Origin of the sequence: Caulobacter sp. Root343 (assembly GCF_001425745.1) — a bacterium.
Classification (GTDB): Bacteria; Pseudomonadota; Alphaproteobacteria; order Caulobacterales; family Caulobacteraceae; genus Caulobacter.
The window spans coordinates 42,742-67,651 of record NZ_LMDF01000012.1; the positions used below are offsets into that span (position 1 = coordinate 42,742).

23 protein-coding genes are annotated in these 24,910 nt (G+C 68.0%); 15 read left to right on the forward strand and 8 right to left on the reverse strand.

Annotated features, from left to right (window positions below; genetic code table 11):
* The first annotated feature begins 3 nt into the window (after window positions 1–3).
* The 4 genes from fabA to ASC70_RS23585 all read left to right on the forward strand — a co-directional run bounded on the left by fabA (window position 4) and on the right by ASC70_RS23585 (window position 4,625).
* The gene (gene fabA / locus ASC70_RS23570; protein ID WP_047413814.1) at window positions 4–519 is read left to right on the forward strand and encodes a 3-hydroxyacyl-[acyl-carrier-protein] dehydratase FabA; all 516 of its coding nucleotides are present in this window, start codon (window positions 4–6) and stop codon (window positions 517–519) included.
* Window positions 520–606: 87 nt separating this feature from the next.
* Window positions 607–1,821: a beta-ketoacyl-ACP synthase I gene (gene fabB / locus ASC70_RS23575; protein ID WP_056055443.1), complete on the forward strand. Its 1,215-nt coding sequence runs from the start codon at window positions 607–609 to the stop codon at window positions 1,819–1,821.
* Window positions 1,822–1,828: 7 nt separating this feature from the next.
* Complete coding sequence (locus ASC70_RS23580) at window positions 1,829–3,733, forward strand: tetratricopeptide repeat protein (protein WP_056055445.1); 1,905 nt, start codon at window positions 1,829–1,831, stop codon at window positions 3,731–3,733.
* A 76-nt stretch (window positions 3,734–3,809) separates the two neighbouring features.
* Complete coding sequence (locus ASC70_RS23585) at window positions 3,810–4,625, forward strand: enoyl-ACP reductase (RefSeq protein WP_047413811.1); 816 nt, start codon at window positions 3,810–3,812, stop codon at window positions 4,623–4,625.
* Window positions 4,626–4,627: 2 nt separating this feature from the next.
* Here the strand turns inward: ASC70_RS23585 and ASC70_RS23590 are convergent, their stop codons facing one another.
* From ASC70_RS23590 to ASC70_RS23600, 3 genes are read right to left on the reverse strand one after another with little or no spacing between them, the layout of a single operon-like run.
* Window positions 4,628–5,236: a TetR/AcrR family transcriptional regulator gene (locus ASC70_RS23590; RefSeq protein WP_056055450.1), complete on the reverse strand. Its 609-nt coding sequence runs from the start codon at window positions 5,234–5,236 to the stop codon at window positions 4,628–4,630.
* Between the two features lies 1 nt (window position 5,237).
* Window positions 5,238–6,824, reverse strand: coding sequence for a DHA2 family efflux MFS transporter permease subunit (locus ASC70_RS23595; protein ID WP_056055453.1), 1,587 nt, complete (start codon window positions 6,822–6,824; stop codon window positions 5,238–5,240).
* A gap of 13 nt (window positions 6,825–6,837) precedes the next feature.
* The gene (locus ASC70_RS23600; RefSeq protein WP_056055456.1) at window positions 6,838–7,968 is read right to left on the reverse strand and encodes an HlyD family secretion protein; all 1,131 of its coding nucleotides are present in this window, start codon (window positions 7,966–7,968) and stop codon (window positions 6,838–6,840) included.
* Window positions 7,969–8,325: 357 nt separating this feature from the next.
* Between ASC70_RS23600 and ASC70_RS25145 the strand changes: the two genes are divergently transcribed.
* On the forward strand, window positions 8,326–8,463 hold the full coding sequence (locus ASC70_RS25145; protein WP_156136896.1) for a hypothetical protein: 138 nt from the start codon (window positions 8,326–8,328) through the stop codon (window positions 8,461–8,463).
* Here the strand turns inward: ASC70_RS25145 and dut are convergent.
* Entirely contained in the window at window positions 8,460–8,927 is a 468-nt protein-coding gene (gene dut, locus ASC70_RS23605; protein ID WP_056055459.1) for a dUTP diphosphatase, read from the reverse strand. The genes ASC70_RS25145 and dut overlap by 4 nt on opposite strands.
* Window positions 8,928–8,994: 67 nt before the next feature.
* The gene (gene coaBC / locus ASC70_RS23610; protein WP_056055462.1) at window positions 8,995–10,206 is read right to left on the reverse strand and encodes a bifunctional phosphopantothenoylcysteine decarboxylase/phosphopantothenate--cysteine ligase CoaBC; all 1,212 of its coding nucleotides are present in this window, start codon (window positions 10,204–10,206) and stop codon (window positions 8,995–8,997) included.
* A gap of 190 nt (window positions 10,207–10,396) precedes the next feature.
* Between coaBC and ASC70_RS23615 the strand changes: the two genes are divergently transcribed.
* On the forward strand, window positions 10,397–10,930 hold the full coding sequence (locus tag ASC70_RS23615; RefSeq protein WP_082539531.1) for a hypothetical protein: 534 nt from the start codon (window positions 10,397–10,399) through the stop codon (window positions 10,928–10,930).
* A gap of 2 nt (window positions 10,931–10,932) precedes the next feature.
* Here the strand turns inward: ASC70_RS23615 and ubiB are convergent, their stop codons facing one another.
* A complete protein-coding gene (gene ubiB, locus ASC70_RS23620; protein ID WP_056055468.1) occupies window positions 10,933–12,441 on the reverse strand; it encodes a 2-polyprenylphenol 6-hydroxylase in 1,509 nt (502 codons plus the stop codon).
* Window positions 12,442–12,445: 4 nt separating this feature from the next.
* Window positions 12,446–13,204 (reverse strand): class I SAM-dependent methyltransferase, encoded by a 759-nt coding sequence (locus ASC70_RS23625; protein WP_047413804.1) that lies wholly within the window; start codon window positions 13,202–13,204, stop codon window positions 12,446–12,448.
* 70 nt (window positions 13,205–13,274) lie between these two features.
* On the opposite strand from ASC70_RS23625, the gene mutM reads away from it, so the two are divergent.
* From mutM to dnaA, 6 genes are all read left to right on the forward strand, one after another.
* The gene (gene mutM, locus ASC70_RS23630) at window positions 13,275–14,138 is read left to right on the forward strand and encodes a bifunctional DNA-formamidopyrimidine glycosylase/DNA-(apurinic or apyrimidinic site) lyase (RefSeq protein ID WP_056055470.1); all 864 of its coding nucleotides are present in this window, start codon (window positions 13,275–13,277) and stop codon (window positions 14,136–14,138) included.
* 14 nt (window positions 14,139–14,152) lie between these two features.
* Entirely contained in the window at window positions 14,153–14,344 is a 192-nt protein-coding gene (locus ASC70_RS23635; protein ID WP_056055473.1) for a hypothetical protein, read from the forward strand.
* On the forward strand, window positions 14,344–14,526 hold the full coding sequence (locus tag ASC70_RS23640) for a DUF3606 domain-containing protein (protein ID WP_047413801.1): 183 nt from the start codon (window positions 14,344–14,346) through the stop codon (window positions 14,524–14,526). The genes ASC70_RS23635 and ASC70_RS23640 overlap by 1 nt, the downstream gene beginning before the upstream one ends.
* Window positions 14,527–14,607: 81 nt before the next feature.
* On the forward strand, window positions 14,608–15,396 hold the full coding sequence (locus ASC70_RS23645; RefSeq protein WP_056055476.1) for an enoyl-CoA hydratase: 789 nt from the start codon (window positions 14,608–14,610) through the stop codon (window positions 15,394–15,396).
* Window positions 15,397–15,543: 147 nt separating this feature from the next.
* Entirely contained in the window at window positions 15,544–15,819 is a 276-nt protein-coding gene (rpsT, locus tag ASC70_RS23650) for a 30S ribosomal protein S20 (protein WP_004617408.1), read from the forward strand.
* 400 nt (window positions 15,820–16,219) lie between these two features.
* Window positions 16,220–17,692 carry a chromosomal replication initiator protein DnaA gene (gene dnaA / locus ASC70_RS23655; protein ID WP_056055479.1) on the forward strand — a complete coding sequence of 491 codons (1,473 nt, stop codon included), beginning with the start codon at window positions 16,220–16,222 and terminating at the stop codon, window positions 17,690–17,692.
* A 211-nt stretch (window positions 17,693–17,903) separates the two neighbouring features.
* On the opposite strand, the gene ASC70_RS23660 is transcribed toward dnaA, so the two are convergent.
* On the reverse strand, window positions 17,904–18,521 hold the full coding sequence (locus ASC70_RS23660) for an alpha-ketoglutarate-dependent dioxygenase AlkB (protein ID WP_056055484.1): 618 nt from the start codon (window positions 18,519–18,521) through the stop codon (window positions 17,904–17,906).
* 93 nt (window positions 18,522–18,614) lie between these two features.
* Here ASC70_RS23660 and ASC70_RS23665 point away from each other — a divergent pair, with 93 nt between their 5' ends.
* The 3 genes from ASC70_RS23665 to dnaJ all read left to right on the forward strand — a co-directional run bounded on the left by ASC70_RS23665 (window position 18,615) and on the right by dnaJ (window position 24,835).
* Window positions 18,615–21,290: a M1 family metallopeptidase gene (locus ASC70_RS23665; protein ID WP_056055487.1), complete on the forward strand. Its 2,676-nt coding sequence runs from the start codon at window positions 18,615–18,617 to the stop codon at window positions 21,288–21,290.
* A 326-nt stretch (window positions 21,291–21,616) separates the two neighbouring features.
* Window positions 21,617–23,518, forward strand: a complete 1,902-nt coding sequence (gene dnaK, locus ASC70_RS23670) for a molecular chaperone DnaK (protein WP_056055490.1) — start codon at window positions 21,617–21,619, stop codon at window positions 23,516–23,518.
* 162 nt (window positions 23,519–23,680) lie between these two features.
* Window positions 23,681–24,835 carry a molecular chaperone DnaJ gene (gene dnaJ, locus ASC70_RS23675; protein WP_047413795.1) on the forward strand — a complete coding sequence of 385 codons (1,155 nt, stop codon included), beginning with the start codon at window positions 23,681–23,683 and terminating at the stop codon, window positions 24,833–24,835.
* Window positions 24,836–24,910 lie beyond the last annotated feature (75 nt).

Consider the following 24,910-nt stretch of genomic DNA (forward strand, 5'->3'; position numbering starts at 1 on the left):
CCCATGCAGAAGAACGCCTATACCTTCGAAGAACTTCTGGCCTGCGGCCGCGGCGAGCTGTTCGGCCCCGGAAACGCCCAGCTGCCGGCCCCGCCGATGCTGATGTTCGACCGGATCGTGCGGATCGAGTCCGACGGCGGCAAGTACGGCAAGGGCTATGTCGAGGCCGAGTTCGACATCAATCCGGACCTCTGGTTCTTCGGCTGCCATTTCATCGGCGACCCGGTCATGCCGGGCTGTCTGGGCCTCGACGCCATGTGGCAGCTGGTCGGCTTCTTCCTGGGCTGGTCGGGCGCGCCCGGCCGTGGCCGCGCCCTGGGCGTCGGCGAGGTCAAGTTCACCGGCCAAGTGACGCCGGACGTCAAGAAAGTCGTCTACAAGATCGACCTCAAGCGGGTGATCATGCGTAAGCTGGTCATGGGAATCGGCGAAGGCGTTCTGGAAGCCGATGGTAAGGTGATCTACGAGACCAAGGACCTGAAGGTCGGCCTGTTCACGGCCGAGCAGATGGCGTCTTGATCGGTTAGAAGACAAAGATCCATTGGACGAGACCGGCCGTTCGAGAGCCGGCCCCCTGATGGTTGGGGGGAGAAGAGGATTAGAGACATGCGTCGCGTCGTCGTCACCGGACTGGGAATCGTCTCGTCCATCGGCAACAACGCCAATGAAGTCCTGGCGTCGCTGCGCGAGGCCAAGTCGGGGGTGGTCGCCGCCCCCGAATACGCCGAGCTGGGCTTCCGCTGCCAGGTTCACGCCGCGCCCCAGATCGAATGGGAGCCGCTGGTGGATCGCCGCGCGGCCCGTTTCCTGTCGCCCGGCCTGGCCTACGCCCACATCGCCATGGAACAGGCGATCGCCGACTCTGGTCTTGGCGAGACCGAGGTCTCGAACGAGCGCACCGGCCTGATCGTCGGTTCGGGCGGCCCCTCGACCAGCATCATTGTCCAGGCCGCCGCCACCACGAAGGAAAAGGGTCCCAAGCGGATCGGTCCGTTCGCCGTGCCCAAGGCCATGAGCTCGGGCCCGTCGGCGGTGCTGTCGACCTGGTTCAAGATCCGCGGCATCAACTATTCGATCAGCTCGGCCTGCGCGACCAGCGCTCACTGTATCGGCGCGGGCGCCGAGCAGATCCAGCTGGGCAAGCAGGACATCGTCTTCGCCGGCGGCTGCGAGGAGCTGGACTGGACCCTGTCGAACCTGTTCGACGCCATGGGCGCCATGAGCAGCAACTTCAACGACCGCCCGGCCGTGGCCAGCCGCGCCTATGACAAGGCCCGCGACGGCTTCGTGATCGCCGGCGGCGCCGGCGTCGTGGTGCTGGAAGAATACGAGCACGCTAAGGCGCGCGGGGCCAAGATCTACGGCGAACTGGTCGGCTACGCGGCCAATTCCGACGGCTACGACATGGTCGCCCCGTCGGGCGAGGGCGCGGCGCGCTGCATGAAGCTGGCCATGGCCGAGGCTGGCGGCCGGACCATCGACTATCTGAACCCGCACGGCACCTCGACGCCGGTCGGCGATAGCAAGGAGATGGGCGCGGTGCGCGAGGTGTTCGGCGACAAGCCGCCGATGATCTCCTCGACCAAGTCCCTGACCGGCCACAGTCTGGGCGCGGCCGGCGCGCAGGAGGCCATCTACTCGATCCTGATGCTCAACAACGGCTTCGCGGCCGAGAGCGCCCATATCGAGGAACTGGATCCCGAATTCGCCGACCTGCCGATCCTGCGCAAGCGGGCCGACAAGGCGCTGGAAACGGTGATGTCCAACAGCTTCGGCTTCGGCGGCACCAATGGCACGCTGATCTTCAGCCGCGTCGACTAGGACGCCGTTGGCGACCGCCCGCGAGGCCTTCGCCCTCTACCAAGCCGGCCGGATGGCCGAGGCCGCCGCTCTGTGCGAGCGGCTGGTGGTCGAGACGCCCAGCGTCGAGGCCTGGCATCTGCTGGGCGTCGCGCGGCTTGGGTTGAACCAGGCCCAGGCGGCGCTGACCGCGCTGGACGCCGGCTTGGCGCTGGATACTAAGCGACCTGGCTTACTATCCGCGCGGACCTTGGCCCTGACCGCCTTGACGCGGGACGAGGAGGCGGTGGTCGCGGCGCGAGCGGCTCTGGTCGTCGATCCCGAAAATTCCCCGGTTCTCAACGCCTTGGGCGTCTCCCTCCGACGCCTCGGGCGACCCGGCGAGGCTCTCGTCGCTTATGATGCGGCCCTGGCCATCGAGCCCGACTTCGTCGACGTCCTCTGCAATCGTGGGATCGCGCTCACCGACCTGGGCCGGTTCGAGGACGCCCTGGCGGCCCACGACCTGGCCGTCCGCGCCGCGCCGCGTGAAGCGAGGGCCCTGGCTAACCGCGCGGCCCTGCTGTCGCTGCTGAACCGCCCGGCCGAGGCCGCGCGCGACCTGGAAGGCGTGCTGGAGCTCGACCCCCTCTATCCCCGCGTCGCGGGCGACCTGATGTGGGCGCGCCGCCAGATCTGCGACTGGAGCGAGGACGCGGCGCTGGACATGCTGGTCAAGGCGGACCTGAAGCTCGGCCGGCCTTCCATCGCGCCGTTCGCGGCCCTGGCGATCTTCGACATCCCGGTCCTGCATCGCCGTTGCGCCCAGCTGAGCGCGCCGCCGGCGGTTACGCCGCCGGTATGGCCGGTCCGACCGGCGGGCCAGCGGATCCGCATCGCCTATCTGTCCTCGGACCTGCATGAGCACGCTACCGCCCGCCTCCTGGCCGGAGTGCTCGAGGCGCATGACCGATCGCGGTTCGAAATCTTCGCTGTCTCGTACGGCCCGGAGACCGGCGGCCCGATGCAGGCCAGATTGAAGGCGGCCTGCGAACACTGGATCGAGGCGCGCGGCCTGAGCGACGCGGCGACCGCCGCCTTGTGCCGTGACGCTGGCGTTGACATCGCCGTCGACCTGAAGGGCTACACTCAGGACGGTCGCCCGGGGATCCTGGCCCATCGCGCCGCGCCGGTTCAGGTCAGCTGGCTGGGCTATCCGGGCACGCTGGGCGCCCATGCCGACGTCGTGATCGCCGATGCCGTGACCCTCCCGCCAGGCGCCGAGTCCGATTGGTCCGAGGCGGTGGTCCGCCTGCCGCTCTACCAACCCAACGACGCTTTGGGCGCGGTTCTACCGCCGCCGAGTAGAACTCGGGCGGGCCTACCGAACGACGCCTTCGTCTTCTGCTGCTTCAACAACCCTTCCAAGATTACGCCGGAAACCTTCGACGCCTGGATGGCGATCCTGAAGGCGGCGCCGGAGAGCGTGCTGTGGCTCTATGCCGGCGCGCCGGGGGCGGCCGACAACCTGCGGGCCCATGCGGCCGCGGCGGGGATCGCGCCGGATCGCCTGATCTTCGCCGAGCCCGTCTCCCATGCCGAGCATCTGGCCCGCCACGCCCTGGCGGACCTGGTGCTGGACACCTGGCCCTACGGGGCCCACACCACCGCCAGCGACGCGTTGCGGATGGGCGTCCCGCTCCTGACCTTGCCGGGCGCGAGCTTCGCCAGCCGGGTCGGCGCCAGCCTGCTAACCGCGCTCGACGTACCGGAGCTAATTGCCGTGGACAGGGCCGCCTACGTCGCCAAGGCCGTCGGATTGGCGGCCGATCGAACGGCGCTTGCGGTGTTCAAAGCGCGTTTGGGCAAGGCCTTGGAGACTTCCGGCGTCTTCGATCCGACCGTCTTCACCCGGTCGCTGGAAGCCGCCTTCGCCGGTATGGCCACGCGCTGAGCCGACCGGAAAGGGTTCCGCCCGGCGCGAGCCCCTGCTAACCACGGTCAACGATTTGCGAAAGAGGGCCCGACACATGGCCGACGATTACGCGTTCCCCAAGGGCGAGCTGATGCGGGGCAAGAAGGGCCTCGTCATGGGCGTGGCCAACCACAACTCGATCGCCTGGGGCATCGCCAGCCAGCTGGCCGCCCAAGGCGCCGAGATGGCCTTCACCTACCAGGGCGAGGAACTGGAGCGCCGCGTGCGGCCGCTGGCCGAAAGCATCGGCGTCAAGACGATGATCCCCTGTGACGTCACCGACGACGCCTCGATGGACGCGGCCTTCGCCGAAATCGAGAAGGCGTTCGGCACGCTGGACTTCGTCGTCCACTCGGTGGCGTTCGCCAACAAGAACGAGCTGAAGGGCTCGTTCGTGGAGAACACCAGCCGCGAGGGCTTCCTGCTGGCCATGAACATCTCGGCCTTCAGCTTCGTGGACGTGGCCAAGCGCGCCTCGAAGATCATGCCCAACGGCGGTTCGCTGATCACCATGACCTATCTGGGGTCGGAGCGGACGATCCCGAACTACAACACCATGGGCGTGGCCAAGGCGGCGCTGGAAGCCTCCACCCGCTACATCGCTCGCGACCTGGGGCCCAAGGGCATCCGCGCCAACGCCATCTCGGCCGGGGCCATGCGCACCCTGGCCCTGGCCGGCATCGCCGGCGGCCGCGGCATGATCGCCCAGGGCCGGGCGTTCAGCGCCATGAAGGAAGACACCTCGATGGAGGGCGTCGCCGGCTGCGCGCTGTGGCTGGCGTCGGATCTGGGCAAGTCGACCACGGGCGAAGTCGTCCACGTCGACGCCGGCTTCCACATGATGGGCATGCCGGACGCCGAAGAGGCCTGATTTTACGGCGCGTAGGCCCGCATGAAACGTACGGCCGCCTCCCGCGCGAGGCGGCCGTACTCTTCCGGGGTCTTGTCGGCCGGCAGGCGCAGCAGCGACCGCAGCTGGCTCTGGCCCATGACCATGCCGGAGAAGAACTCCGCCGCCTGTTCGAAGTCCTCGACCTTCATGCGGCCGAGCTCGGTTTCCGTCTTCAGGAAGGCCGCCAGTTGCCGGCGCGCGGCGAGGGGGCCGGCCTCGAAGATCTCGCGGGCGACGTCGGGCAGGTCGCCCGAGCCCAGGATGATCACCCGCAGCATCGAATACTTCTTGCCGGTGATCACCGTCTCCAGCACCGAGCGGGCATAGGCCTCCAGGGCGGCGGTCGGATTGTCCACCGCGCCTGGCTCGCGCAGCGAGGCGGTGATGGCCTCGACCCGGCGCTGCATCAGCGCCCGCATCAGCTCGGCCTTGGAGCCGTAGTGGTTGTAGACCGTCTGTTTGGAGACCCCCGCCCGACGGGCGATCGCCTCCATCGGCGCGGCGAGGCCGCGCTCGCCGATCACCTCGACGGCGGCGTCGAGGATGGCCTCGGTCTTGGCGACGTCGATCTGTCCGGGAACGCGCGGCATATCAGTGGGCGTCCGAAGGGGGCGGCGGGGCGTTGGCCGCGGGGCGGGCCAACAGCGAGACGCCGGCGGCGACGAAACAGCCGAAGGCCAGCAGGGTGAAGCTGTCGCCGAACGCCATCACCGTGGCCTGCTGCTGCAGGAAGCCCGAAAAGGCCTTTCGCGCCGCGCCGTCGGGGTCGGAAACGCCCAGCTGGGCCATCCGCTGGGCCAGGCCCGCCATCATCGCGGCGGCTCCGGCGCTGCCGGTGGTCAGCTTCGACGACATGTCGTCGTAGTACAGCGCGGTCTGCTGGGTGATCGAGGTGGCCAGCAGGGCGAGGCCGATCGCCCCGCCGGTGTTGCGCGACAGGTTCACCAGGCCCGAGGCGTTCTTGACCATGTGCGGCGGCAGGGTGCTCATCGTGATCTGCTGGGTGGCGATCATGGCGATCATGACTCCAACGCCGCGGCAAGCCTGGACGCCGGCGAACTCCCAGAAACCCCAGTCCTTGGTCACCGCGTGGGCCATGTACATGCCCCAGCCGGCCAGAAGGAAGCCGATGAACATCGGCACGCGCGGATCGGTCTTGCGCACCAGGCGGCCGGCGATCGGGCCGGTGAGGAACATCGACAGGCCCGAGACGACCATCGTCGTGCCGACCTCCGACGCAGAATAGTGGCGCACGCGGCCCAGGAACTGCGGCAGTAGGAAGGTGCCGCCGAACAGGCTGGCGCCCGAGACGGCGGTCATCAGCACGCCGACCGTGAAGTTGCGGTTGGCGAAGGCGCGCAGCTCGACGATCGGGTTGCGGTAGGTCAGCTGTCGCCAGATGAACAGCGCGCCGCCGATCGCGGCCACGACGGTCAGCCACAGGATGGCGGTGTCGTCGAACCAGTCGTCCTTGGCGCCTTCCTCCAGCACGTACTGCATGCTCATCAGGAAAATCGCCATCACCGCCAGGCCGAACCAGTCGAAACCCTTGGCCAGGCTGGGATCGCCCTTGTCGAAATCGGCCCAGCGATAGACGCCGAACAGCACGATCAGGCCGGTCGGCACGTTGATGAAGAACAGCCAGCGCCAGGACAGCGCCTCGGTCAGATGGCCGCCCAGGGTCGGGCCGACGGTCGGGGCCAAGGTGACGATCAGGCCCATGATCACGCTGGCGGTGATGCGCCGCTCGGGCGGGAAGGCGGTGAAGGCCACGGCGAACACCGTCGGGATCATCGCCCCGCCGATGAAGCCCTGCAGGGCGCGGGTCAGGATCATCATGTCGATCGACGAGCTGAGGCCCGTCAGCACGCTCATGATGATGAAGCCGGTGCACGAGATCAGATAGAGGCGCTGGGTGCCCCACAGCCGCGACAGATATCCCGACAGCGGGATCATCACGACTTCCGGGATCAGATAGGCGGTCTGGATCCAGCTGATCTGGTCGGTGCTGGCCCCGACGCCGGCCTGGATCTGTGGCAGCGAGGCCGCCACGATCTGGATGTCGAGGATGGCCATGAACTGGCCGATGACCATGGCCCCGAAGCCAAGGAACAGCTTGGTCCAGTTGATCTGGGGCGTGGCGGGCGCCGAAGACGCGGGGACGACGGCGTCGGTCATGACGCGTCCGCCTCTAGCGGTCCACGCCCTGGCGGGCGACCTGCGGCATGGCCTGGCCAGCCTCGGCGAACGAGAGGCCCGAGCGGTCGCGGACATCGACCTTGATCTCGACCGACAGGCCGGGACGCAGGGCCGCGCCCAGCTGGCTGCGGTCAACCACGATCTTCACCGGCAGGCGCTGGGTGATCTTGGTGAAGTTGCCGACCGCGTTCTCCACCGGGATCAGGGCGAACTCCTGGCCGGTGGCGGGCGCGAAGCTGTCGACCTTGCCGACGATCTTCTGCTTGCCGAAAGCGTCGGCCTTGATCTCGACCGGCTGGCCCACGCGGATGCGCGAGACCTGGGTCTCCTTGAAGTTGGCGACGATATAGGCTTGGCCCAGCGGCACCACCGACATCAGGGCGATACCCGGCTGGACCAGCTGGCCCGGACGGACCGAGCGGGCGCCGACCACGCCGCCGACCGGTGCGCGGATCACGGTGCGCTCCAGGTCGAGCTTGGCCTGCTGCACGGCCGCGTGGGCGGCGGCGGCTTGGGCGATGGTCTGGGCCTTGGCCGAGCCCAACGACTGGGCGGCGCGGCGTTCGGCTTCCAGAGCGGCCTGGGCGCTGGCGACGCCGGCGGCGGTCTGGGTGGCGCCGGCGCGCTCGGTCTGGACCTTCTGTTGCGAGACCCAGCCTTGCTTGGCCAGGGCGTCGTAGCGGTCGAGGTCGGCCTTGGCGCGGCCGGCGTCGGCCTGGGCGCTGGTCACGCCGGCGGCCTTCTGGGCGATCATCGCCTGCTCGAGGCTCGACTTGTCGTCGATGGCGCGGATGGCCGCGTCGGCGGCGCCGGCGTTGGCGATCGCCTGATCGAGACGAGCCTGGAAGGTCGAGGGGTCGATCTTGGCCAGCACCTGGCCGGCCTCGACGCGCTGGTTGTCGGCCACCAGCACCTCGGCGACATAGCCGGAGACCTGCGGGCTGACCTGCACGGTGTCGGCCTGGACGAATGCGTTGTCGGTGGCCTCGTAGCGCTGCTTGTCGAGGAACCACAGGGTCCCGCCGACGATCACGCCGATCAGGACGACCCCGCCCACGACCATCGGAACCAGCTTCTTGCGACCCGCGGATTTTACGCCAGCGGTATTATCAGGCGACGCCATGACCCAGACCCTTGTCGAACGGCTTCAAGCGCGCCGGATAGTCCCCTCCGGCGCGCGCTTCAAGGGATAAATGGACGCAGTCGTCCAAAATTCAACGGCGACTGGAGAAGTTTTCGGCGAAGGTTTGGTGACGGGGCCGTTCCTCTAGACACGGCGCGACTTCCGGCGACCCTGCGCGAGGCGACGAGGGGCCTGGCTTGGAGTGCTGAAGGTCCTGGAATCGCCAATCACGATTTCCGCTTGCGCCGGAATCACGGCACAGTAAAAGCCGCTCCCCCAACGCAACCATGCGGCCCGGAGCGCGTATCTCCTCCGGCGCGTTTCCGCCGGCCCCGCTCACGGTCGCAGGAGGTTCCGATGAAGTCCCACCCCCCGATCGGCCAGTCGCCGCTCGACATGATCCGTCCGGTGCTCTGGATGGCGGCGGCCGCCTTCGCGGCCGGCTTCGGCGGCTATCTGGTGTTGGGCCTACGGGCCGTGCACGCCGGGGGCTAGACTCCGGTCGAACCGAAGCCGCCGGCGCCGCGGTCGGTCGCGTCCAGATTCTCGACCTCGACCAGCGGCCATTGCGGAGCCGCGGCGATGACGCCTTGAGCGATGCGGTCGCCCCGGCGGATCGTGAAGTCTTCTTCGCCCAGATTGATCAGCAACACGCAGACCTGGCCGCGATAGTCGCTGTCGACGGTGCCGGGCGCGTTGACCACGGTGACGCCGTTCTTGAAGGCCAGGCCCGAGCGCGGGCGCACCTGCATCTCAAAGCCATCGGGGACCGCCACCGAGAAGCCGGTCGGAGCCATGCAGCGCGACCCAGGCTTCAGTACGATCGGCTCGTGCTCGGGAACGGAAGCCCGCAGGTCGAAGCCCGCCGCCCCGGCGGTGGCGTAGGTCGGAACCGGCAGGTCGGCATTGCCTTCCCAGCGCTTGAAGCGGATGGCGAGGCCGGCGGGAATGGCGGACATGCGGGTGGTTCCTGGAGCTGGAAGACCGCCCGGCCATAGCTGATTTGCCGGGCCTCAGGCCAGGGGGCTAAGCCAGCGCCTCGGCGATCCTCTGCGCGATCTGGGCGGCGACCACGTCCTTGGCGGCGCGGTCCCAGCGCTCGGTCTTGTCCTTGGTGACTAGCAGCACGGCGTTCTCGCCGCCGCCCATCACGCCAGGTTCGGTGACGTCATTGGCGATGATCCAGTCGCAGCCCTTGCGGGCCAGCTTGGCGCGGGCGTGGTCCTCGACATGGTCGGTCTCGGCCGCGAAGCCGACGACCAGCTTGGGCCGTCGCGGTCCGGTGGCCGACAGCGTGGCCAGGATATCGGGGTTCTCGACGAAGGTCAGGGCCGGCGGGCCGCCCTTTTCCTTCTTCAGCTTGGTCCCGAACGCCTCGTCCACCCGCCAGTCGGCGACGGCGGCCACGAAGACGCCGACGTCGGCGGGCAGGGCGGCCTGGCTGGCGGCCAGCATCTGGCGAGCGGTCTCGACGTCGATGCGCTTGACGCCGACCGGGGTCGGCAGGGCGACGGGGCCGGCGATCAGGGTGACCTCTGCGCCCAGCTTGGCGAGGGCCTCGGCGATGGCGAAGCCCTGCTTGCCGCTGGAGCGGTTGGTGATCCCGCGCACCGGATCGATCGGCTCAAACGTCGGGCCGGCGGTGACCAGGGCGCGCTTGCCGACCAGCGGTCGGCCAGCGGGACCTTTAAGCATGGCGACGATCGCCGCGAAGATCTCTTCCGGCTCCGCCAGGCGGCCGGGTCCGAACTCACCGCAGGCCATGGCCCCCTCGTCAGGCCCCACGAAGCTGACGCCATCCGCCTTCAGGGTGGCGATATTGCGCTGGGTGGCCGGGTGCAGCCACATCCGCACGTTCATGGCCGGCGCCATCAACACCGGCTTGTCAGTGGCCAAGAGGGTGGTGGAGGCCAGGTCGCCGGCCAGGCCGTTCGCGGCCTTGGCGATCAGATCAGCCGTCGCCGGGGCGACCACGATCAGGTCGGCCGAGCGCGACAGCTCGATATGGCCCATCTCGGCCTCGTCGGTCAGCGAGAACAGGTCGTCATAGACCTTGTCCTCTGCCAGGGCGGCCAGGGACAGCGGCGTGACGAACTCCGCCCCGGCCTTGGTCAGGATCGGCCGCACGCCGACGCCCGCCTTGCGCAGCAGCCGGGTCAGCAGCAGCGCCTTGTAGGCCGCCACGCCGCCGCCGACGATCAGAAGAACCCGCTTCTCGCCCCAGGTCTTGTCGTCCACGTCGCGCTCCGCTTCTGGCGTGTCGTTCGCCCCAGCACATGCCCATCCGCGGAACAAAGCGCCAGCCCGAAGATAGGGACTCGACTCGTGTTCCGCTTTCGTTCAATAAACGTAAAGGTAGAGCAATGGGGCGAACACGATCATGAAGATTGCGCGACATCTCTTACGGCGGCCTCTTTTCGGGGCCGCCATGACGGTCCTGCTGGCGGCCGGACTATCGGCTTGCGACAGCGGCGCCTCGGCCGTGAAGGCGCCCAAGGCGGGCGAACGCGCCAGCGTCGAGGGGAGTCCGCCGGCGACGGACACGGGCGGTGGCGACAGCGGCCGGCGGAGCGATCCGCGCGACGCCCCGGTCAAGCTGGTGGCGGGCAAGCCCTACTGGGCGGCCAACCGGACCCGCTCGGCCGAGGAGAACGCCCAGCGCTCATTCGAGCGAAACGGCGCGACGTTCGAGGCCAAGTCGGCCGACGACTATGTGGCCAAGGTCCACGCCTTCATCAGCGATCCGCCCAAGGGCGCCGAGACGCTGAAACGATCCAACGGCGATCTGTTGATCTACGATCCCAAGGCCAATGTCTTCGCGGTGGTGTCGCGCGAAGGCGCGCCGCGCACGATGTTCAAGCCGGACGAGGGCGCGGCCTATTGGGACGAACAGAAGACCCGCGAGGCGCGCCGGGCCTCGGCGTCCAAGAAGCGCGACCGCGAGCTGGCCGAGAACGGCTAAGCTTATCTGGCCAGCAGCAGGCCAGTGACGAAGGCCGCGCCCGCCGTGGCCGCGCCGACCAGGAACCACAGCAGCGGCCATGTGTGGTCGCGCTCGAACACCACCGGGGGCGACGCCGGCGGGGCGTCGGCGAGACGGGCCAAGGCCCGGATCGCGCGTAGGGCCTCGTCGGCGAAGTCCTTGGCCTTGGCGGCGGGCGACAGTTCGCGGCCGATCCAGCGGCGCACCACCGGGTCGGCGGCGGCCCACAGGTCGTGGGTGGGGTCGATGCGGCGGGCTACGCCCTCGACCGTGACCATGGTCTTCTGCAGCAGGACCAGTTCCGGCCGCAGGGCCATGTCGAACAGGGCGGTGATCTCGAACAGCTGGGCCAGCAGGCGACCCATCGAGACGTCGCGGGCGTTGCGGCCGAACACCGGCTCGCCGACAGCGCGCAGGGCCTGGGCGAAGGCGTCGACATCCTGGTGGGCGGGGACATAGCCGGCGTCAAAATGGACCTTGGCGACCCGCGCGTAGTCGCGGTTCAGGAAGCCGTACAGGATCTCGGCCAGGTAGCGTCGCTCGCCGGGGCCGAGGCGGCCGACGATGCCGTAGTCGACGGCCACGACCGCCGACGGCGCGGCGACGAACAGGTTGCCCTCGTGCAGATCGGCGTGAAACAGGCCGTGGTCCAGGGCCTGGGCCAGGAAACCGCGCGTGACGTTCTCGGCCAGGGCCTTGCGGTCCAGGCCCGGCAGCGTCAGCGCGGCCGGGTCCGACAGCGGCACGCCCTCCGCCCAGGTCAGGGTCAAGACCCGCTTGCCGACGCCCTCCCAGCAGACCAGCGGGGCGCGCATATAGGAATCAGTCGCCATGGCCTCGCCCAACTCGGCGCAGCCGGCGGCCTCGAAGCGCAGGTCCATCTCGAGATCCAGCGACCGGATCACCACCTCGACGAACTCGGTCGGCCGCAGCCGGCGGGCGGCGGGGGCGAGCTTCTCGGCCAGGCGCGCGGCCAGGCGCAGCACGGCGCTGTCCTGGGCCACCTGGCGCTCGATGCCGGGGCGCAGCACCTTCACCGCCGCCTTGCGGCCGTCCAGCAGCACCGCCGGATGGGCCTGGGCCAGGGAGGCGGCGGCGATCGACTCGTCGATCCGCGCATAGATCGCGTCCAGCGGCTTGCCGAGGTTACGGACGATCTCGGCCTTGGCCTCGGCCAGCGGGAACGGCGCCAGTCGGTCCTTCAGATGCGAGAGATCCTCGGCGAAGGCGGTCCCGAAGATGTCGGCTCGCGTCGACAAGAACTGGCCCATCTTGATGGCGGCCGGCCCCTGCTTCTCCAGCACGCGAGCCAGGCGCTCGCCCGGCCGTCCCCGCCTCGCCGCCGAGCCGGCGAACAGGCGCAGCAGCCGCCCGGCCAGCTTGGCCGTCGGCGGCAACTGCGGCTCGACCTCGCGCGGGACCAGGGCGTCGGCCCGGACCAGGGCCCAGCCCGCGCCGGTCAGGCGCCAGAAGGCGGACAGGCTGGTCACCGGTTTAGAGCGCCCAGCCCTGGTGCAGGGCCGCCACGCCGCCCGTGAAATTGGTGAAGCTGACCCGCTTGAAGCCGGCCGTCTCCATCATGCCGGCGAAGGTCCGCTGGTCGGGGAACCGGCGGATGCTCTCGACCAGGTACTGATAGGCCTCGCGGTCTTTGGCGACCCATTCGCCGACCTGCGGAATGACCTTGAAGCTGTAGGCGTCGTAGGCCTTGGCCAGGGCTTCGGTCACCGGCCGTGAGAACTCCAGGCACAGGAAGCGGCCGCCGGGCTTCAAGACGCGACGCGCCTCGCGCAGGGCCGCGTCGATGTCGGTGACGTTGCGGATGCCGAACGAGATCACATAGGCGTTGGCGTAGTTGTCCGGCAGGGGCAGGCGTTGGGCGTCGCCGACCGTCCAGGTGATCTCGGGCTCGCCGCCGCGCTCGATGCCGGCGGCGATCATCTCGGCGTTGTAGTCGATGATGTTGATGGTCGCGTCCGGACCGCCGCGACGTTGCTGGGCGCCGCGCGCCATCTTGGCGAAGCGCCGGGCCATGTCGCCGGTGCCGCCGGCGCAGTCGATGATCACCTCGCCCGGCTGCGGGTTCAGGCGCGCGGCGACGGCGTCCTTCCACAGGCGGTGCACGCCACCGCTCATCAGGTCGTTCATGATGTCGTAGTTCTTGGCGACGCGGTCGAACACGCCGCGCACCAGGCCGGCCTTCTGAGAGGCGTCGACATCCTTGAAACCGAAGCTGGCGGAGGTGTTGCTCATGACGTCTTTCGGCCGCGCTCTCTATATGAACGTTCGCTATTAGCCCGCGTCCCCCGCCGAAGGAACACCCTTGCCCGAATTGCCCGAAGTCGAGACGGTCCGCCGGGGCCTGGAGCCGGTGCTGGCCGGCGCCCGCCTGTCGCGCGTCCGCGCCAATCGCCCCGACCTGCGCTTCCCGTTGCCCGAGGGGTTCGTCCAGCGGCTGGCGGGCGCGAAGATCCTGCGCCTGGACCGCCGAGCCAAATATATCCTGGCCCCGCTGGACCGGGGCGACACCCTGGTCATGCACCTGGGGATGACCGGTCGCTTCGAGATCGCCGCGCCCGAGGGAACGGTCCGTCCGGGGGAGTTCGCGCGCGAGGTCAAGCCCGACGACAAGCACGCCCACGTGGTCTTCGAGACCGAAGCGGGCGCGACCATCACCTATTACGACCCCCGCCGGTTCGGATTCATGGACCTGATCGCCACCGACCGGGTCGACCGCCATCCCTGGTTCGCGGCCATGGGCCCCGAGCCGCTGGGCGACGGCTTCGACGTCAAGACCTTGGAAAAGGCCTTCGCGAACCGCAAGCAAGGACCCAAGACCCTGCTGCTGGACCAGCGCACCGTGGCGGGGCTCGGCAATATATATGTGTGCGAAGCCCTGCACCGGGCCCACATCTCGCCGTTCAAGCCCTCGGGCGAGATCGCCAAGAAGCGCTTGAGTCCGCTGACCACGGCGATCAAGGAGGTCCTGGCCGAGGCCGTCGAGGTGGGCGGCTCGACCCTGAAGGACTTCGCCGCCGCCGACGGGGCCCTGGGCTATTTCCAGCACCGCTTCCGTGTCTATGACCGGGAAGGCGAGCCCTGCCCGACGCCGGGCTGCAAGGGCGTGATCGCCCGCGAGGTCCAGGCCGGACGCTCGACCTTCTTCTGTCCCGTTTGCCAGGTCTGAGTTAGGCTCTCCGTATGAGCGACCCGAACGACATCGCACCTGGTCCCGCCCAGGATCACGACGACGAAACCCCGATGCAGCGAGCCCTGCGCCTGAAGCAGGCGGCGCTCGACGCTCGGCCGAAGGCGCCGCGAGGCGGCCGCTTCCAGCGCCAGCAGGCCAGCCGCGTCGCCACCGGCAATTCCAGACCTTGGGGGCAACGCTGATGGCTGGCCTCAAGGACAAGCGCGGCTTCATCGACAAGGACCGGCTGGACCTCTCCGAGCGCCAGGCCGTCGAATACTGGATGAAGCGCTGGGGCGTGACCCGCGACCAGATCACCGCCGCCCACCGGAAGGTCGGCCGGATGACCAAGGACATCGCCGCCGAACTCGGCAAGAAGCGCTGAGGCCGGATCGCCGATAGCCCGAGGGCTCCCCAACGGCGCGCGCCTCTCTATAAAGGCGACGCTGAAGCAGGAGACCCGCCGATGGCCGACTACCAGACCCTGATCGTCGAGGCGCCCGAGGCCGCGCCCGGCGTGACCCTGATCCGCCTGAACCGGCCTGAGGCGCTGAACGCCCTCAATACCCAATTGCTCGGCGAGCTGGCCCAGGTCCTGGCGGCGGCGGAAGCCGACGATGGCGTCGGGTGCATCGTGCTGACGGGCTCGGCCAAGGCCTTCGCCGCCGGCGCCGACATCAAGGAGATGTCGGACAAGACCTACGCCCAGATGTTCAAGGCCGACTTCTTCACCGCCGGCGCGCGGGCGATCGAGCAATGCCGCAAGCCGATCATCGCCGCCGTCTCCGGCTACGCCTTGGGCGGCGGCTGCGAGCTGGCCATGATGTGCGACTTCATCCTGGCCGCCGACACGGCCAAGTTCGGCCAGCCGGAGATCAATCTGGGCGTCGCCCCCGGCATCGGCGGCACTCAGCGCCTGACCCGCTTCGTCGGCAAGTCCAAGGCCATGGACATGATCCTGACGGGCCGGATGATGGACGCCGCCGAGGCCGAGCGTTCAGGCCTGGTGTCGCGGATCTTCCCGGCCGACGCCCTGATCGACGAGGCCTTGGCTGTCGCCGCCAAGATCGCCGGCCAGTCGCCGCTGGCGGTGGCGATGAACAAGGAGCTGGTCGAGGCCGCCTACGAGACGACCCTGACGACCGGGATCGCCCTGGAGCGCCGGCTGTTCCATTCGCTGTTCGCGTTCGACGACCAGAAGGAAGGCATGTCGGCCTTCGTCGAGAAGCGGAAGCCGGCGTTCAAGGGGACGTGATCCGCCGCTAATCGATTGCGTCACGATGGTCCGCGGGATTTCGCCTGTGGACCGTTGACCACGGCCAGCGCTTCCCGTATATCCGCGCGCTCGATTTCCTCTGCTTCGCGGCTGCCCGCGCGGCTGTCCGCATTGAAGGTCCGACCTATGGCCAATAATCCCGGCGCCAAGAAAGCGATCCGCAAGATCGCTCGCCGCACCGAAGTGAACACCGCTCGTCGCTCGCGCGTGCGCACCTTCCTGCGCAAGTTCGAAGACGCGATCGCCAAGGGTGACGTCGCCGTCGCCAAGGCCGCTTTCGTCGAGGCTCAATCGGAGCTGATGCGCGCGGTTTCCAAGGGCGTCGTTCACCCGAACACGGGCTCGCGCAAGGTCTCGCGCCTGGCCGCTCGCCTGAAGAAGCTGGATAAGGCCGCGGCCTAGTCCAGAATTCGGACGAACGGCGTTCGTCTAGGGAATTCAAGTATTTACAGAAGCCGGTCAGGTTCGCCTGGCCGGCTTTTGCTTTGAATCCAACGTTCTGTTCCTCACGTTGCAATCTGTGATCTGAGGGGTTGGCTTCACTATTCCCTTGCCAGGCGAGGGGGTCTCGCGAGTCAACAGAAATATCCGCGATCGGACGCAAGTTTTCCGTTTGACCGGCGGGGTCCGCTGGCTAGTTTAAGCGTCTCAGCGCTTCTCCAGTCTTGAACGAAACAAGGCGGCGGCGGACCCATTGCGGTCGCCGGGTAAGAACCTGTGTGTGCTGAGAAGACGGCCGTACGCCATGGGGGGTGGGCGGCTGATTGGTTGCGGCGGTTGTTTTGTACGAGGCGGTGGACGAATGACGATGAAGGGCGGGGTGGCCAGCCAGGACTTCTCGGCGGCGATTTCGACGGCGGCTTGCGAGCCGGCCGCGATCGTGTGGTCGAAGGTGTGCGTGGCGTTGAAACGCGAGTTGGGCGACGCGGCCTTTGGGTCGTGGATCGCACCGGCGATGCTGCGTGAGGCCGCGACCGGCGACGTCGTGCTGGTGACGCCGACGGGCATCGCCCGTGACTGGGTCCGCCGCAGCGCCTGGCGCCGTATCGGCGAGCTGTGGTCGGCCAACGATCCGACCGGCCGTCGCATCGACCTGAAGTCGCGCCTGGAGTTCGAGGCCGCGCAGGTCGGTTCCGGCGTCGCCTATGTCGACGCCCCCAAGGCCGCCGCCGAGCCGATCGAGATCGTCCTGCCCGTATCCAGCGACGCGCCGGCGCCGAGCGCCAAGTCGCCGCGCACCCAGGGCCTGCAGGAACGCTTCACCTTCGAGACCTTCGTCCCGGGTCCCGCCAACGAATTCGCCCATGCCGTGGCGCGCCGGATCGCCAACTGGGCCGACGGCCACTTCAATCCCGTGCTGTTCCACGGCCCCTACGGCTTCGGCAAAACCCACCTGCTGAACGCCCTGGCGTGGGAAGCCATGCGCAACGCGCCGGAAAAGCGCGTGGTCTATCTGACCGCCGAGCGCTTCCTGTCGACCTTCGTGCGCGCCCTGATGGATCGCCAGACGGCGGCCTTCAAGGAAGAGCTGCGCGCCGCCGATCTGCTGATCATCGACGACGTCCACTTCATCGCCGGCAAGCAGTCGACCCAGGAAGAGCTGTTCCACACGCTCACCGCTCTGGTCGAGGAAGGCCGCCGGGTCGTGTTCTCGTCGGACCGTCCGCCGTCGGCCATGACCGAGATGGACGCCCACCTGCGCTCGCACCTGTCGGCGGGCCTGGTCTGCGGCCTGGAACCGGCCGACCGCTCGCTGCGCCTGGGCATCCTGGAGCGCAAAATCCAGACCCTGTCGGCCGCCCACGGCTTCGAGCCGACCATGCGTCCGGACGTGCTGCAGTTCCTGGCCGACCGCTTCACCGACAGCGTCCGCGAGCTGGAAGGCGCGCTGAACACCCTGTCGGCCCGCGCCGGCGAAGGCCTGTCGCGCATGACCCTCGATGAGGTCCAGGCGATCCTGCGGCCGCACCTGCGGTCGGGCGAGAAGCGCATCACCATCGACGACATCCAGAAGGCCACGTCCGAGCACTACGGCATGAAGCAGGCCGACCTACTCAGCGAGCGCCGCAACCGCGCCGTGGCTCGTCCGCGCCAGGCCGCCATGTGGCTGGCCAAGCAATTGACCACCCGATCGCTGCCGGACATCGGCCGCCGCTTCGGGGGCCGCGACCACACCACCGTCCTGCACGCCGTGCGCCGGATCGAGGCCCTGCGCGCCGAGGACAGCGCCCTGAACCACGACCTGGAAGTCATCACGCGCAAGCTGCGCGGCTAGCTTGGGCGAGGCCGGGACACCGGTTTCCTAGGTTGAATTGGAAGGGGGCTGCTCGAAAGGGCGGCCCTTTTTCATATGTCTCAAATCCATGTCATCCCGGCCGTAGCGCGTTAGCGCGGAGAGCCGGGACCCAGGGCAACCGCACGGGGCTTGGCCCTTGGGTTCCCGGGTCGGCTACGCCGCCCTGATGACAAGTGTAGGGCGCCGAAATTCAAGCCGGCCGCGCTCGCCGCAGCGTCAGATTGATCCGCCCTCCGCCTGGAACCAGCCCCGACGACCCGGCCAGGATCCGGTCCACGCCATGGAAAGCCAGCCGCGCGGGTCCCGAGAGCCGGCACACGTCCCCCGAGCTCAGTTTCAAGCTCCGCGTCGGGTCCTTGCGGCCAGTCCCGCCGATCCGGAACATCGCCGTGTCGCCCAGCGAGATCGACAGCACCGGAAAGGCCGGGTCGGCCTCGTCGCGGTCCTGGTGCAGGCCCATGCGCGCGTCGCCGCGATAGAGGTTGATCAGGCACGAGTCCGGCGGTGTCTCCGGATCGCCGAGCTTGGCCCACAGGTCCAGCAGCGCGGGCGGCATCGCCGGCCAGGCCGCGCCCGTGCCCGGATGGCGATCGGCGTAGCGGTAGCCGGTTGGATCGCTGGTCCAGCCCAAAGGGCCGAAAGCGGTCATGGCCACGCTCATCGCCTTGCCATAGGCCGTGCCGTAGTGGGCGAAGGGCGCGGCGTCGGCGGCGGCCATGACGGCGTCGACCAAAGCCGTCTGGGCTGCGGGGTCCAGAAACCCAGGCCAGAGGTCGAAACCGGGAACAACGGTCAGTGATTGAAACATTGCTGAAATTTAACGCGCGGCATAGGGACGAAAGGTGTTGGTTTGCGCCGCCGGCTGAGGGGGCCGGACAATTTTTCCATATTAGGACCGAACATGCGTCGTCTTATGTCCTCCGCGGCCATGGCCGTGATTTTGTTGGCCGCCGGGAGCGTTTCCGCCGCCCCGGCCGCCAAGGCCAAGTCGAAGCCGGCGACCACCGCTTCGATGGGCTCCAAGGGCGCGACCTTCGCGACCGTGACGAGCCAGCTGCCGCGCAATGTCCGGCCTTCGCACTATGATCTGGCGTTCACGCCCGACGCCGACAAGCTGACCTTCACCGCCAAGGTCAAGATCGCCATCGAGGTGATCGAGCCGACCGCCACCGTGACCTTGCAGGCCGCGGACCTGACCTTCGCCAAGGCGGAGATCGCGGGTGTCGGTGCGGCGAAGATCAAGGTGGACGAAGACGCCCAGACCGCCGCCTTCACGTTCGCCAAGCCGCTGGCCAAGGGCAAGTACGTCCTGTCGATCGATTATGCGGGCAAGATCTACAAGCAGGCGGCCGGCCTGTTCGCCCTCGACTACGAGACCGAGGCCGGCAAGAAGCGGGCGATCTACACCCAGTTCGAGAACTCCGACGCCCGCCGCTTCATCCCCTCGTGGGACGAGCCGTTCTACAAGGCCACCTACAGCGTCGAGGCGACGATCCCGACCGGCCAGATGGCGCTGGGCAACATGCCGATCGCCTCGTCCAAGGATCTCGGCGGCGGCAAGACCGTGGTCAGGTTCGCGACCTCGCCGAAGATGTCGACCTATCTGCTGTTCTTCGGCCTGGGCGAGTTCGATCGCGCCTCGGTCAAGGCGGCGGGCGCCGACGTCGGCGTGGTGACCAAGAAGGGCGACATCCCCAAGGCGCAGTTCGCCCTGAAGGCGGCCGCCGACATCCTGCCCTGGTACAACGACTATTTCGGCACGCCCTATCCGCTGCCGGTGCTGGACAACATCGCCGCCCCGGGCCGCAGCCAGTTTTTCAGCGCCATGGAGAACTGGGGCGCGATCTTCTACTTCGAATACGCCCTGCTGCTGGACCCGAAGATCTCGACCGAGACCGACAAGCAGAACGTCTTCACCACTGTGGCTCACGAGATGGCCCACCAGTGGTTCGGCGACCTGGTCACCATGGCCTGGTGGGACGACCTGTGGCTGAACGAGGGCTTCGCCTCGTGGATGGAAGGCCGGGCGACCGAGCATTTCCACCCCGAGTGGAACGCGGCCCTGACCGCCGTCGGCGGGCGTGAATACGCCATGGGCCTGGACGCGCTGGCGACCACCCACCCGGTGGTCCAGCACGTCGAGACCGTCGAGCAGGCCAGTCAGGCCTTCGACGGCATCACCTACCAGAAGGGCGAGGCCGTGATCCGCATGCTGGAAAGCTATGTGGGCCACGACGCCTGGCGCGACGGCGTGCGCGCCTACATGAAGGCGCACAACCACGGCAACACGGTCAGCGACGACCTGTGGAAAGCGGTCGAGGCGGCCGCCAAGAAGCCGATCACCGCCATCGCCCACGACTTCACCCTGCAGCCGGGCGTGCCGCTGATCACCGTCGACAGCGCGACCTGCGCGGCCGGCAAGACCACCCTGGCCCTGACCCAGGGCGAGTTCAGCAAGGACCTGCCCGACAAGAAGCCGCTGACCTGGCGCGTTCCCGTCACGGTCAAGGCCCTGGGCGGCGGCGAGGCCAAGACCCTGGTCACGGGCGGCAAGGGCTCGGTCACGGTCGCGGGCTGCGGCCCGATCGTCGTCAACGCCGGCCAGAGCGGCTACTACCGCGTCCTGTACGGTCCCGAGCGTTTCACCGGCATCGTCCAGAACTTCGCCAAGCTGCCGTCGATCGATCAGTTGGGCGTGATGTCCGACGTCTGGTCGATGGGCCTGGCCGGTTACCAGCCGGCCACCGACTTCCTGGAGCTGGCCAAGGCCACGCCGGCCGACACCGACCCGCAGGTGCTGTCCAAGGTCGCCGCCACGTTCTCGGCCATCGACGGCTACTACGAAGGCCAGGCCGCCGAGCGCGCCGCGTTCCGCAAGCTGGCCATCGCCCAGCTGAAGCCGCTGCTGGCCAAGGTGGGCTGGACCGCCAAGGCCGGCGAGCCCGATAATGTCGCCATCCTGCGCGCCGACCTGATCGGAACGCTGGGCGGCCTGGGCGACGCCGAGGTGGTGGCCGAGGCCACGCGTCGCTTCGCCGCCGACAAGACCGATCCCAGCGCCATTCCGGGCCCGTTGCGCAAGACCATCCTGGGCGTCGTGGCCAAGCACGCCGACGCCGCGACCTGGGATACGATCCACGCCCAAGCCCAGGCCGAGAAGACGCCGCTGATCCGCAACCAGCTGTACACGCTGCTGGCGTCGGCCGAGGACGAGGGCCTGGCCAAGAAGGCCTTGGCGCTGGCCCTGACGACCGAGCCGGGCGAGACCCTGTCCAGCACCATGATCTCGAAGGTCGCCCAGAACCATCCGGACATGACCTTCGACTGGGCCGTGGCCAACAAGGACGCGGTCAACAACAAGGTCGACTCCAGCTCGCGCACCAAGTTCATCCCCGGCCTGGGGGCCGCCTCGTCGGACCCGGCCACGGCCGACAAGATCATGGCCTATGCCGCGGCCAACCTGGCCGAGGGTTCGCGCAAGGAAGCCGACAAGGCCGCCGCGGCGGTGGTGAACCGCGCCAAGATCCGCCAGCTGCGCCTGCCGGCGATCACCGCCTGGGTCGCCAAAGCCGGCTAAATCTCGGATAACACGATATCTTTTTAGGCCGCGCTCGAAAGGGTGCGGCCTTTTTTCTGGGTCGGGCTATGAGATTCCCCCTTGTCGCATGGGGTTATGGGCTTGCGCGCTGACCACCATCCCCCATATCCGCTGCGAAGCGGGGTTGACGGGTTCGTCAACTTCGAACAACGCATTTCGCCCGCTCGACTTTTGTCGGCGAGCAGAGTGTGGAAACCAACAGTAGAGCGTGCGAACCCACCGGGGACGGAACGAGAAAAACCGGGGCGCTTCCGAGAAGGCCCTCGTCACCGCCGTCCGCCTAAAAGGAGCGAACAGGTACTAGAATGAGCAAGATTATCGGCATCGACCTTGGCACCACGAACTCGTGCGTCGCCATCATGGACGGCAAGAACCCGAAGGTGATCGAGAACGCCGAGGGCGCTCGCACCACCCCGTCGGTCGTCGCCTTCCAAGAAGACGGCGAGCGCCTGATCGGTCAGCCGGCGAAGCGCCAGGCCGTGACCAACCCGACCAACACGCTGTTCGCGATCAAGCGCCTGATTGGCCGCACCGCCAGCGATCCCGTGGTCGAGAAGGACAAGGGCATGGTGCCCTACGAGATCGTCAAGGGCCCGACCGGCGACGCCTGGGTCCGGGCGCACGGCAAGGACTACAGCCCGCAGGAAGTCTCGGCCTTCATCCTGCAGAAGATGAAGGAAGCCGCGGAGGCTCACCTGGGCGAACCGGTGACCAAGGCGGTCATCACGGTTCCGGCCTATTTCAACGACGCCCAGCGTCAGGCCACCAAGGACGCCGGCAAGATCGCCGGCCTGGAAGTCCTGCGCATCATCAACGAGCCGACCGCCGCGGCCCTGGCCTACGGCCTGGACAAGGACAACAACAAGAAGATCGCCGTCTACGACCTGGGCGGCGGCACCTTCGACGTGTCGATCCTGGAAATCGGCGACGGCGTCTTCGAGGTTAAGTCGACGAACGGCGACACCTTCCTGGGCGGCGAGGACTTCGACCTTCGGATCGTCGACTACCTGGCCGACGAGTTCAAGAAGGAGCAGGGCGTCGACCTGCGCAAGGACAAGCTGGCCCTGCAGCGCCTTCGTGAAGAGGCCGAAAAGGCCAAGAAGGAACTGTCCAGCACCGCTCAATACGAAGTGAACCTGCCGTTCATCAGCATGAACGCCTCGGGTCCGCTGCACCTGAACATCAAGCTGTCGCGCGCCAAGCTGGAAGCCCTGGTCGATGACCTGATCTCCCGCACCATCGGTCCGTGCGAACAGGCCCTCAAGGACGCCGGCCTGAAGAAGAGCGACATCGACGAAGTGATCCTGGTCGGCGGCATGAGCCGCATGCCCAAGGTCCAGCAGGCGGTGCAGGACTTCTTCGGTCGCGAACCGCACAAGGGTGTGAACCCCGACGAAGTCGTGGCGCTGGGCGCGGCCGTCCAGGCCGGCGTGCTGCAAGGCGACGTCAAGGACGTGCTGCTGCTGGACGTGACCCCGCTGACCCTGGGCATCGAGACCCTGGGCGGTGTGTTCACCCCGCTGATCGAACGCAACACCACGATCCCGACCAAGCGCTCGCAGACCTTCTCGACCGCCGACGACAACCAGTCGGCCGTGACGATCCGCGTGTTCCAGGGCGAACGCCCGATGGCGCAGGACAACAAGATGCTGGGCCAGTTCGACCTGGTCGGCATCCCGCCGGCGCCGCGCGGCGTGCCGCAGGTCGAGGTCACCTTCGACATCGACGCCAACGGCATCGTCCAGGTCCACGCCAAGGACAAGGCGACCAACAAGGAGCACTCGATCCGCATCCAGGCCAACGGCGGCCTCTCGGACAGCGATATCGAGCGGATGGTCAAGGAAGCCGAAGCCAACAAGGCGTCGGACGAGAAGAAGAAACAGCTGGTCGAGGCCAAGAATCAGGGCGAGGCGATCCTGCACTCGACCGAGAAGGCTTTGGCCGAGCACGGCGACAAGGTCGGCGCGCCTGAAAAAACCGCGATCGAGACCGGGATCACCGAGCTGAAGGCCGCTCTGGAAGGCGAGGACGTCGAGGCCATCCAGGCCAAGACCCAGGCGCTGATCCAGGCCTCGATGAAGCTGGGCGAGGCTATGTACGCCGCCCAGCAAGGTTCGGCCGATGGCGCTGACGACGCCGAAGCCGCGGACGACGGCGTCGTGGACGCCGAGTTCGAGGAAGTCGACGACAACAAGCCGGCGGCCTAAGACCGCCATGCGCGCGCCGGGGAACATTCTCCAGAAGTCTGTTCCCCGGCCGCGACGTCTTGTCTCGCCGCCCGAGGACGCCTTGCGCCGGGCCGCGTGCTATCCCACCTCTTCCCGTATCAACGCCACTTTCGTGGGCCTTTTGGGCGCCAGACGCTGACAATGCGCGACTATTACGAAATTCTCGGCGTGACCCGGACCATCGACGATGCTGGTCTGAAGTCCGCGTTCCGCAAACTGGCGATGGAACACCACCCCGACCGCAACGGCGGCTGCGAGAACGCGACCGGTCGGTTCAAGGAAATCAACGAGGCCTATTCGGTCCTCTCCGATCCGCAGAAGCGCGCGGCCTATGACCGCTTCGGCCATGCCGGCGTCAACGGCCAGCAAGGCGGACCGGGCGGCTTCGGCGGCCAGGGCTTCGACGCCAGCGACATCTTCAACGACGTCTTCGGGGACGTGTTCGGCGAAATGTTCGGCGGCCGTCGCCAGTCGAACGGTCCCCAGCGCGGTCAGGACCTGCGCTACGACCTGGAGATCAGCCTCGAGCAGGCCTATGCGGGCGCCGAGGTCGAGATCAAGGTGCCGGCCGCCATGACTTGCGAGGTCTGCGAGGGCTCTGGCGCCAAGCCCGGCACCAATCCCACCGTCTGCGGCACCTGCGGCGGCGCCGGCCGGGTCCGCGCCACCCAAGGCTTCTTCGCGGTCGAGCGCGGCTGCCCGCGCTGTGGCGGTTCGGGCCGCCTGGTGCTGGATCCCTGCCAGAACTGCAACGGCCATGGCCAGGTGCGCCGCGAGCGCATCCTGTCGGTCCGCATCCCGGCCGGCGTCGACGACGGCGCCCGGATCCGCCTGGCGGGCGAGGGCGACGCGGGCGCGCGCGGTGGTCCGCGCGGCGACCTCTACATCTTCCTGTCGGTGACCCCGCACGAGCTGTTCGAGCGCGACGGCCTTGATCTGCTCTGCACCGTGCCGGTGCCGATGACCACGGCGGCCCTGGGCGGCGAGATCGAGGCCCCCTGCCTGCTGGGCGGCGAGAACTGCGACGGCAATTGCAAGATCAGCGTCGCGGTGCCGGAAGGCGCCCAGACCGGCAAGACCGTCCGCCTCAAGGGCAAGGGCATGCCGTCCCTGCGCAGCCGCCAGCGCGGCGACCTGGTGGTCGAGCTGTTCGTCGAAACCCCGACCCACCTGTCCGTGCGCCAGAAGGAACTGATGCGCGAACTGGCCGGCCTGTGCGGCGAAAAGCAGAACCCCAAGTCGGCCAACTTCGTCGGCAAGGCCAAGCGCTTCTGGGAAGAGGTCACGGGGAATTAACCTTTCCCGTCGACGCCCCCATATTCGGGGCTTTCATCCCCCGATTTCCTTAACGCCGCCCCTTAACGGGAGTCG

Excerpts from the sequence above, each read along its gene's own strand:
- ASC70_RS23640 (WP_047413801.1), top strand. The coding sequence starts at position 14,344 with ATGGCTGGCCTCAAGGACAAGCGCGGCTTCATCGACAAGGACCGGCTG.
- ASC70_RS23595 (WP_056055453.1), bottom strand. The coding sequence starts at position 6,824 with ATGACCGACGCCGTCGTCCCCGCGTCTTCGGCGCCCGCCACGCCCCAG.
- ASC70_RS25145 (WP_156136896.1), top strand. The coding sequence starts at position 8,326 with ATGAAGTCCCACCCCCCGATCGGCCAGTCGCCGCTCGACATGATCCGT.
- ASC70_RS23645 (WP_056055476.1), top strand. The coding sequence starts at position 14,608 with ATGGCCGACTACCAGACCCTGATCGTCGAGGCGCCCGAGGCCGCGCCC.
- dut (WP_056055459.1), bottom strand. The coding sequence starts at position 8,927 with ATGTCCGCCATTCCCGCCGGCCTCGCCATCCGCTTCAAGCGCTGGGAA.
- rpsT (WP_004617408.1), top strand. The coding sequence starts at position 15,544 with ATGGCCAATAATCCCGGCGCCAAGAAAGCGATCCGCAAGATCGCTCGC.
- ASC70_RS23590 (WP_056055450.1), bottom strand. The coding sequence starts at position 5,236 with ATGCCGCGCGTTCCCGGACAGATCGACGTCGCCAAGACCGAGGCCATC.
- dnaJ (WP_047413795.1), top strand. The coding sequence starts at position 23,681 with ATGCGCGACTATTACGAAATTCTCGGCGTGACCCGGACCATCGACGAT.
- fabB (WP_056055443.1), top strand. The coding sequence starts at position 607 with ATGCGTCGCGTCGTCGTCACCGGACTGGGAATCGTCTCGTCCATCGGC.
- ASC70_RS23660 (WP_056055484.1), bottom strand. The coding sequence starts at position 18,521 with ATGTTTCAATCACTGACCGTTGTTCCCGGTTTCGACCTCTGGCCTGGG.
- fabA (WP_047413814.1), top strand. The coding sequence starts at position 4 with ATGCAGAAGAACGCCTATACCTTCGAAGAACTTCTGGCCTGCGGCCGC.
- dnaA (WP_056055479.1), top strand. The coding sequence starts at position 16,220 with ATGACGATGAAGGGCGGGGTGGCCAGCCAGGACTTCTCGGCGGCGATT.
- ASC70_RS23635 (WP_056055473.1), top strand. The coding sequence starts at position 14,153 with ATGAGCGACCCGAACGACATCGCACCTGGTCCCGCCCAGGATCACGAC.
- ASC70_RS23615 (WP_082539531.1), top strand. The coding sequence starts at position 10,397 with ATGACGGTCCTGCTGGCGGCCGGACTATCGGCTTGCGACAGCGGCGCC.
- ASC70_RS23665 (WP_056055487.1), top strand. The coding sequence starts at position 18,615 with ATGCGTCGTCTTATGTCCTCCGCGGCCATGGCCGTGATTTTGTTGGCC.
- ASC70_RS23600 (WP_056055456.1), bottom strand. The coding sequence starts at position 7,968 with ATGGCGTCGCCTGATAATACCGCTGGCGTAAAATCCGCGGGTCGCAAG.
- dnaK (WP_056055490.1), top strand. The coding sequence starts at position 21,617 with ATGAGCAAGATTATCGGCATCGACCTTGGCACCACGAACTCGTGCGTC.
- ASC70_RS23625 (WP_047413804.1), bottom strand. The coding sequence starts at position 13,204 with ATGAGCAACACCTCCGCCAGCTTCGGTTTCAAGGATGTCGACGCCTCT.
- ASC70_RS23585 (WP_047413811.1), top strand. The coding sequence starts at position 3,810 with ATGGCCGACGATTACGCGTTCCCCAAGGGCGAGCTGATGCGGGGCAAG.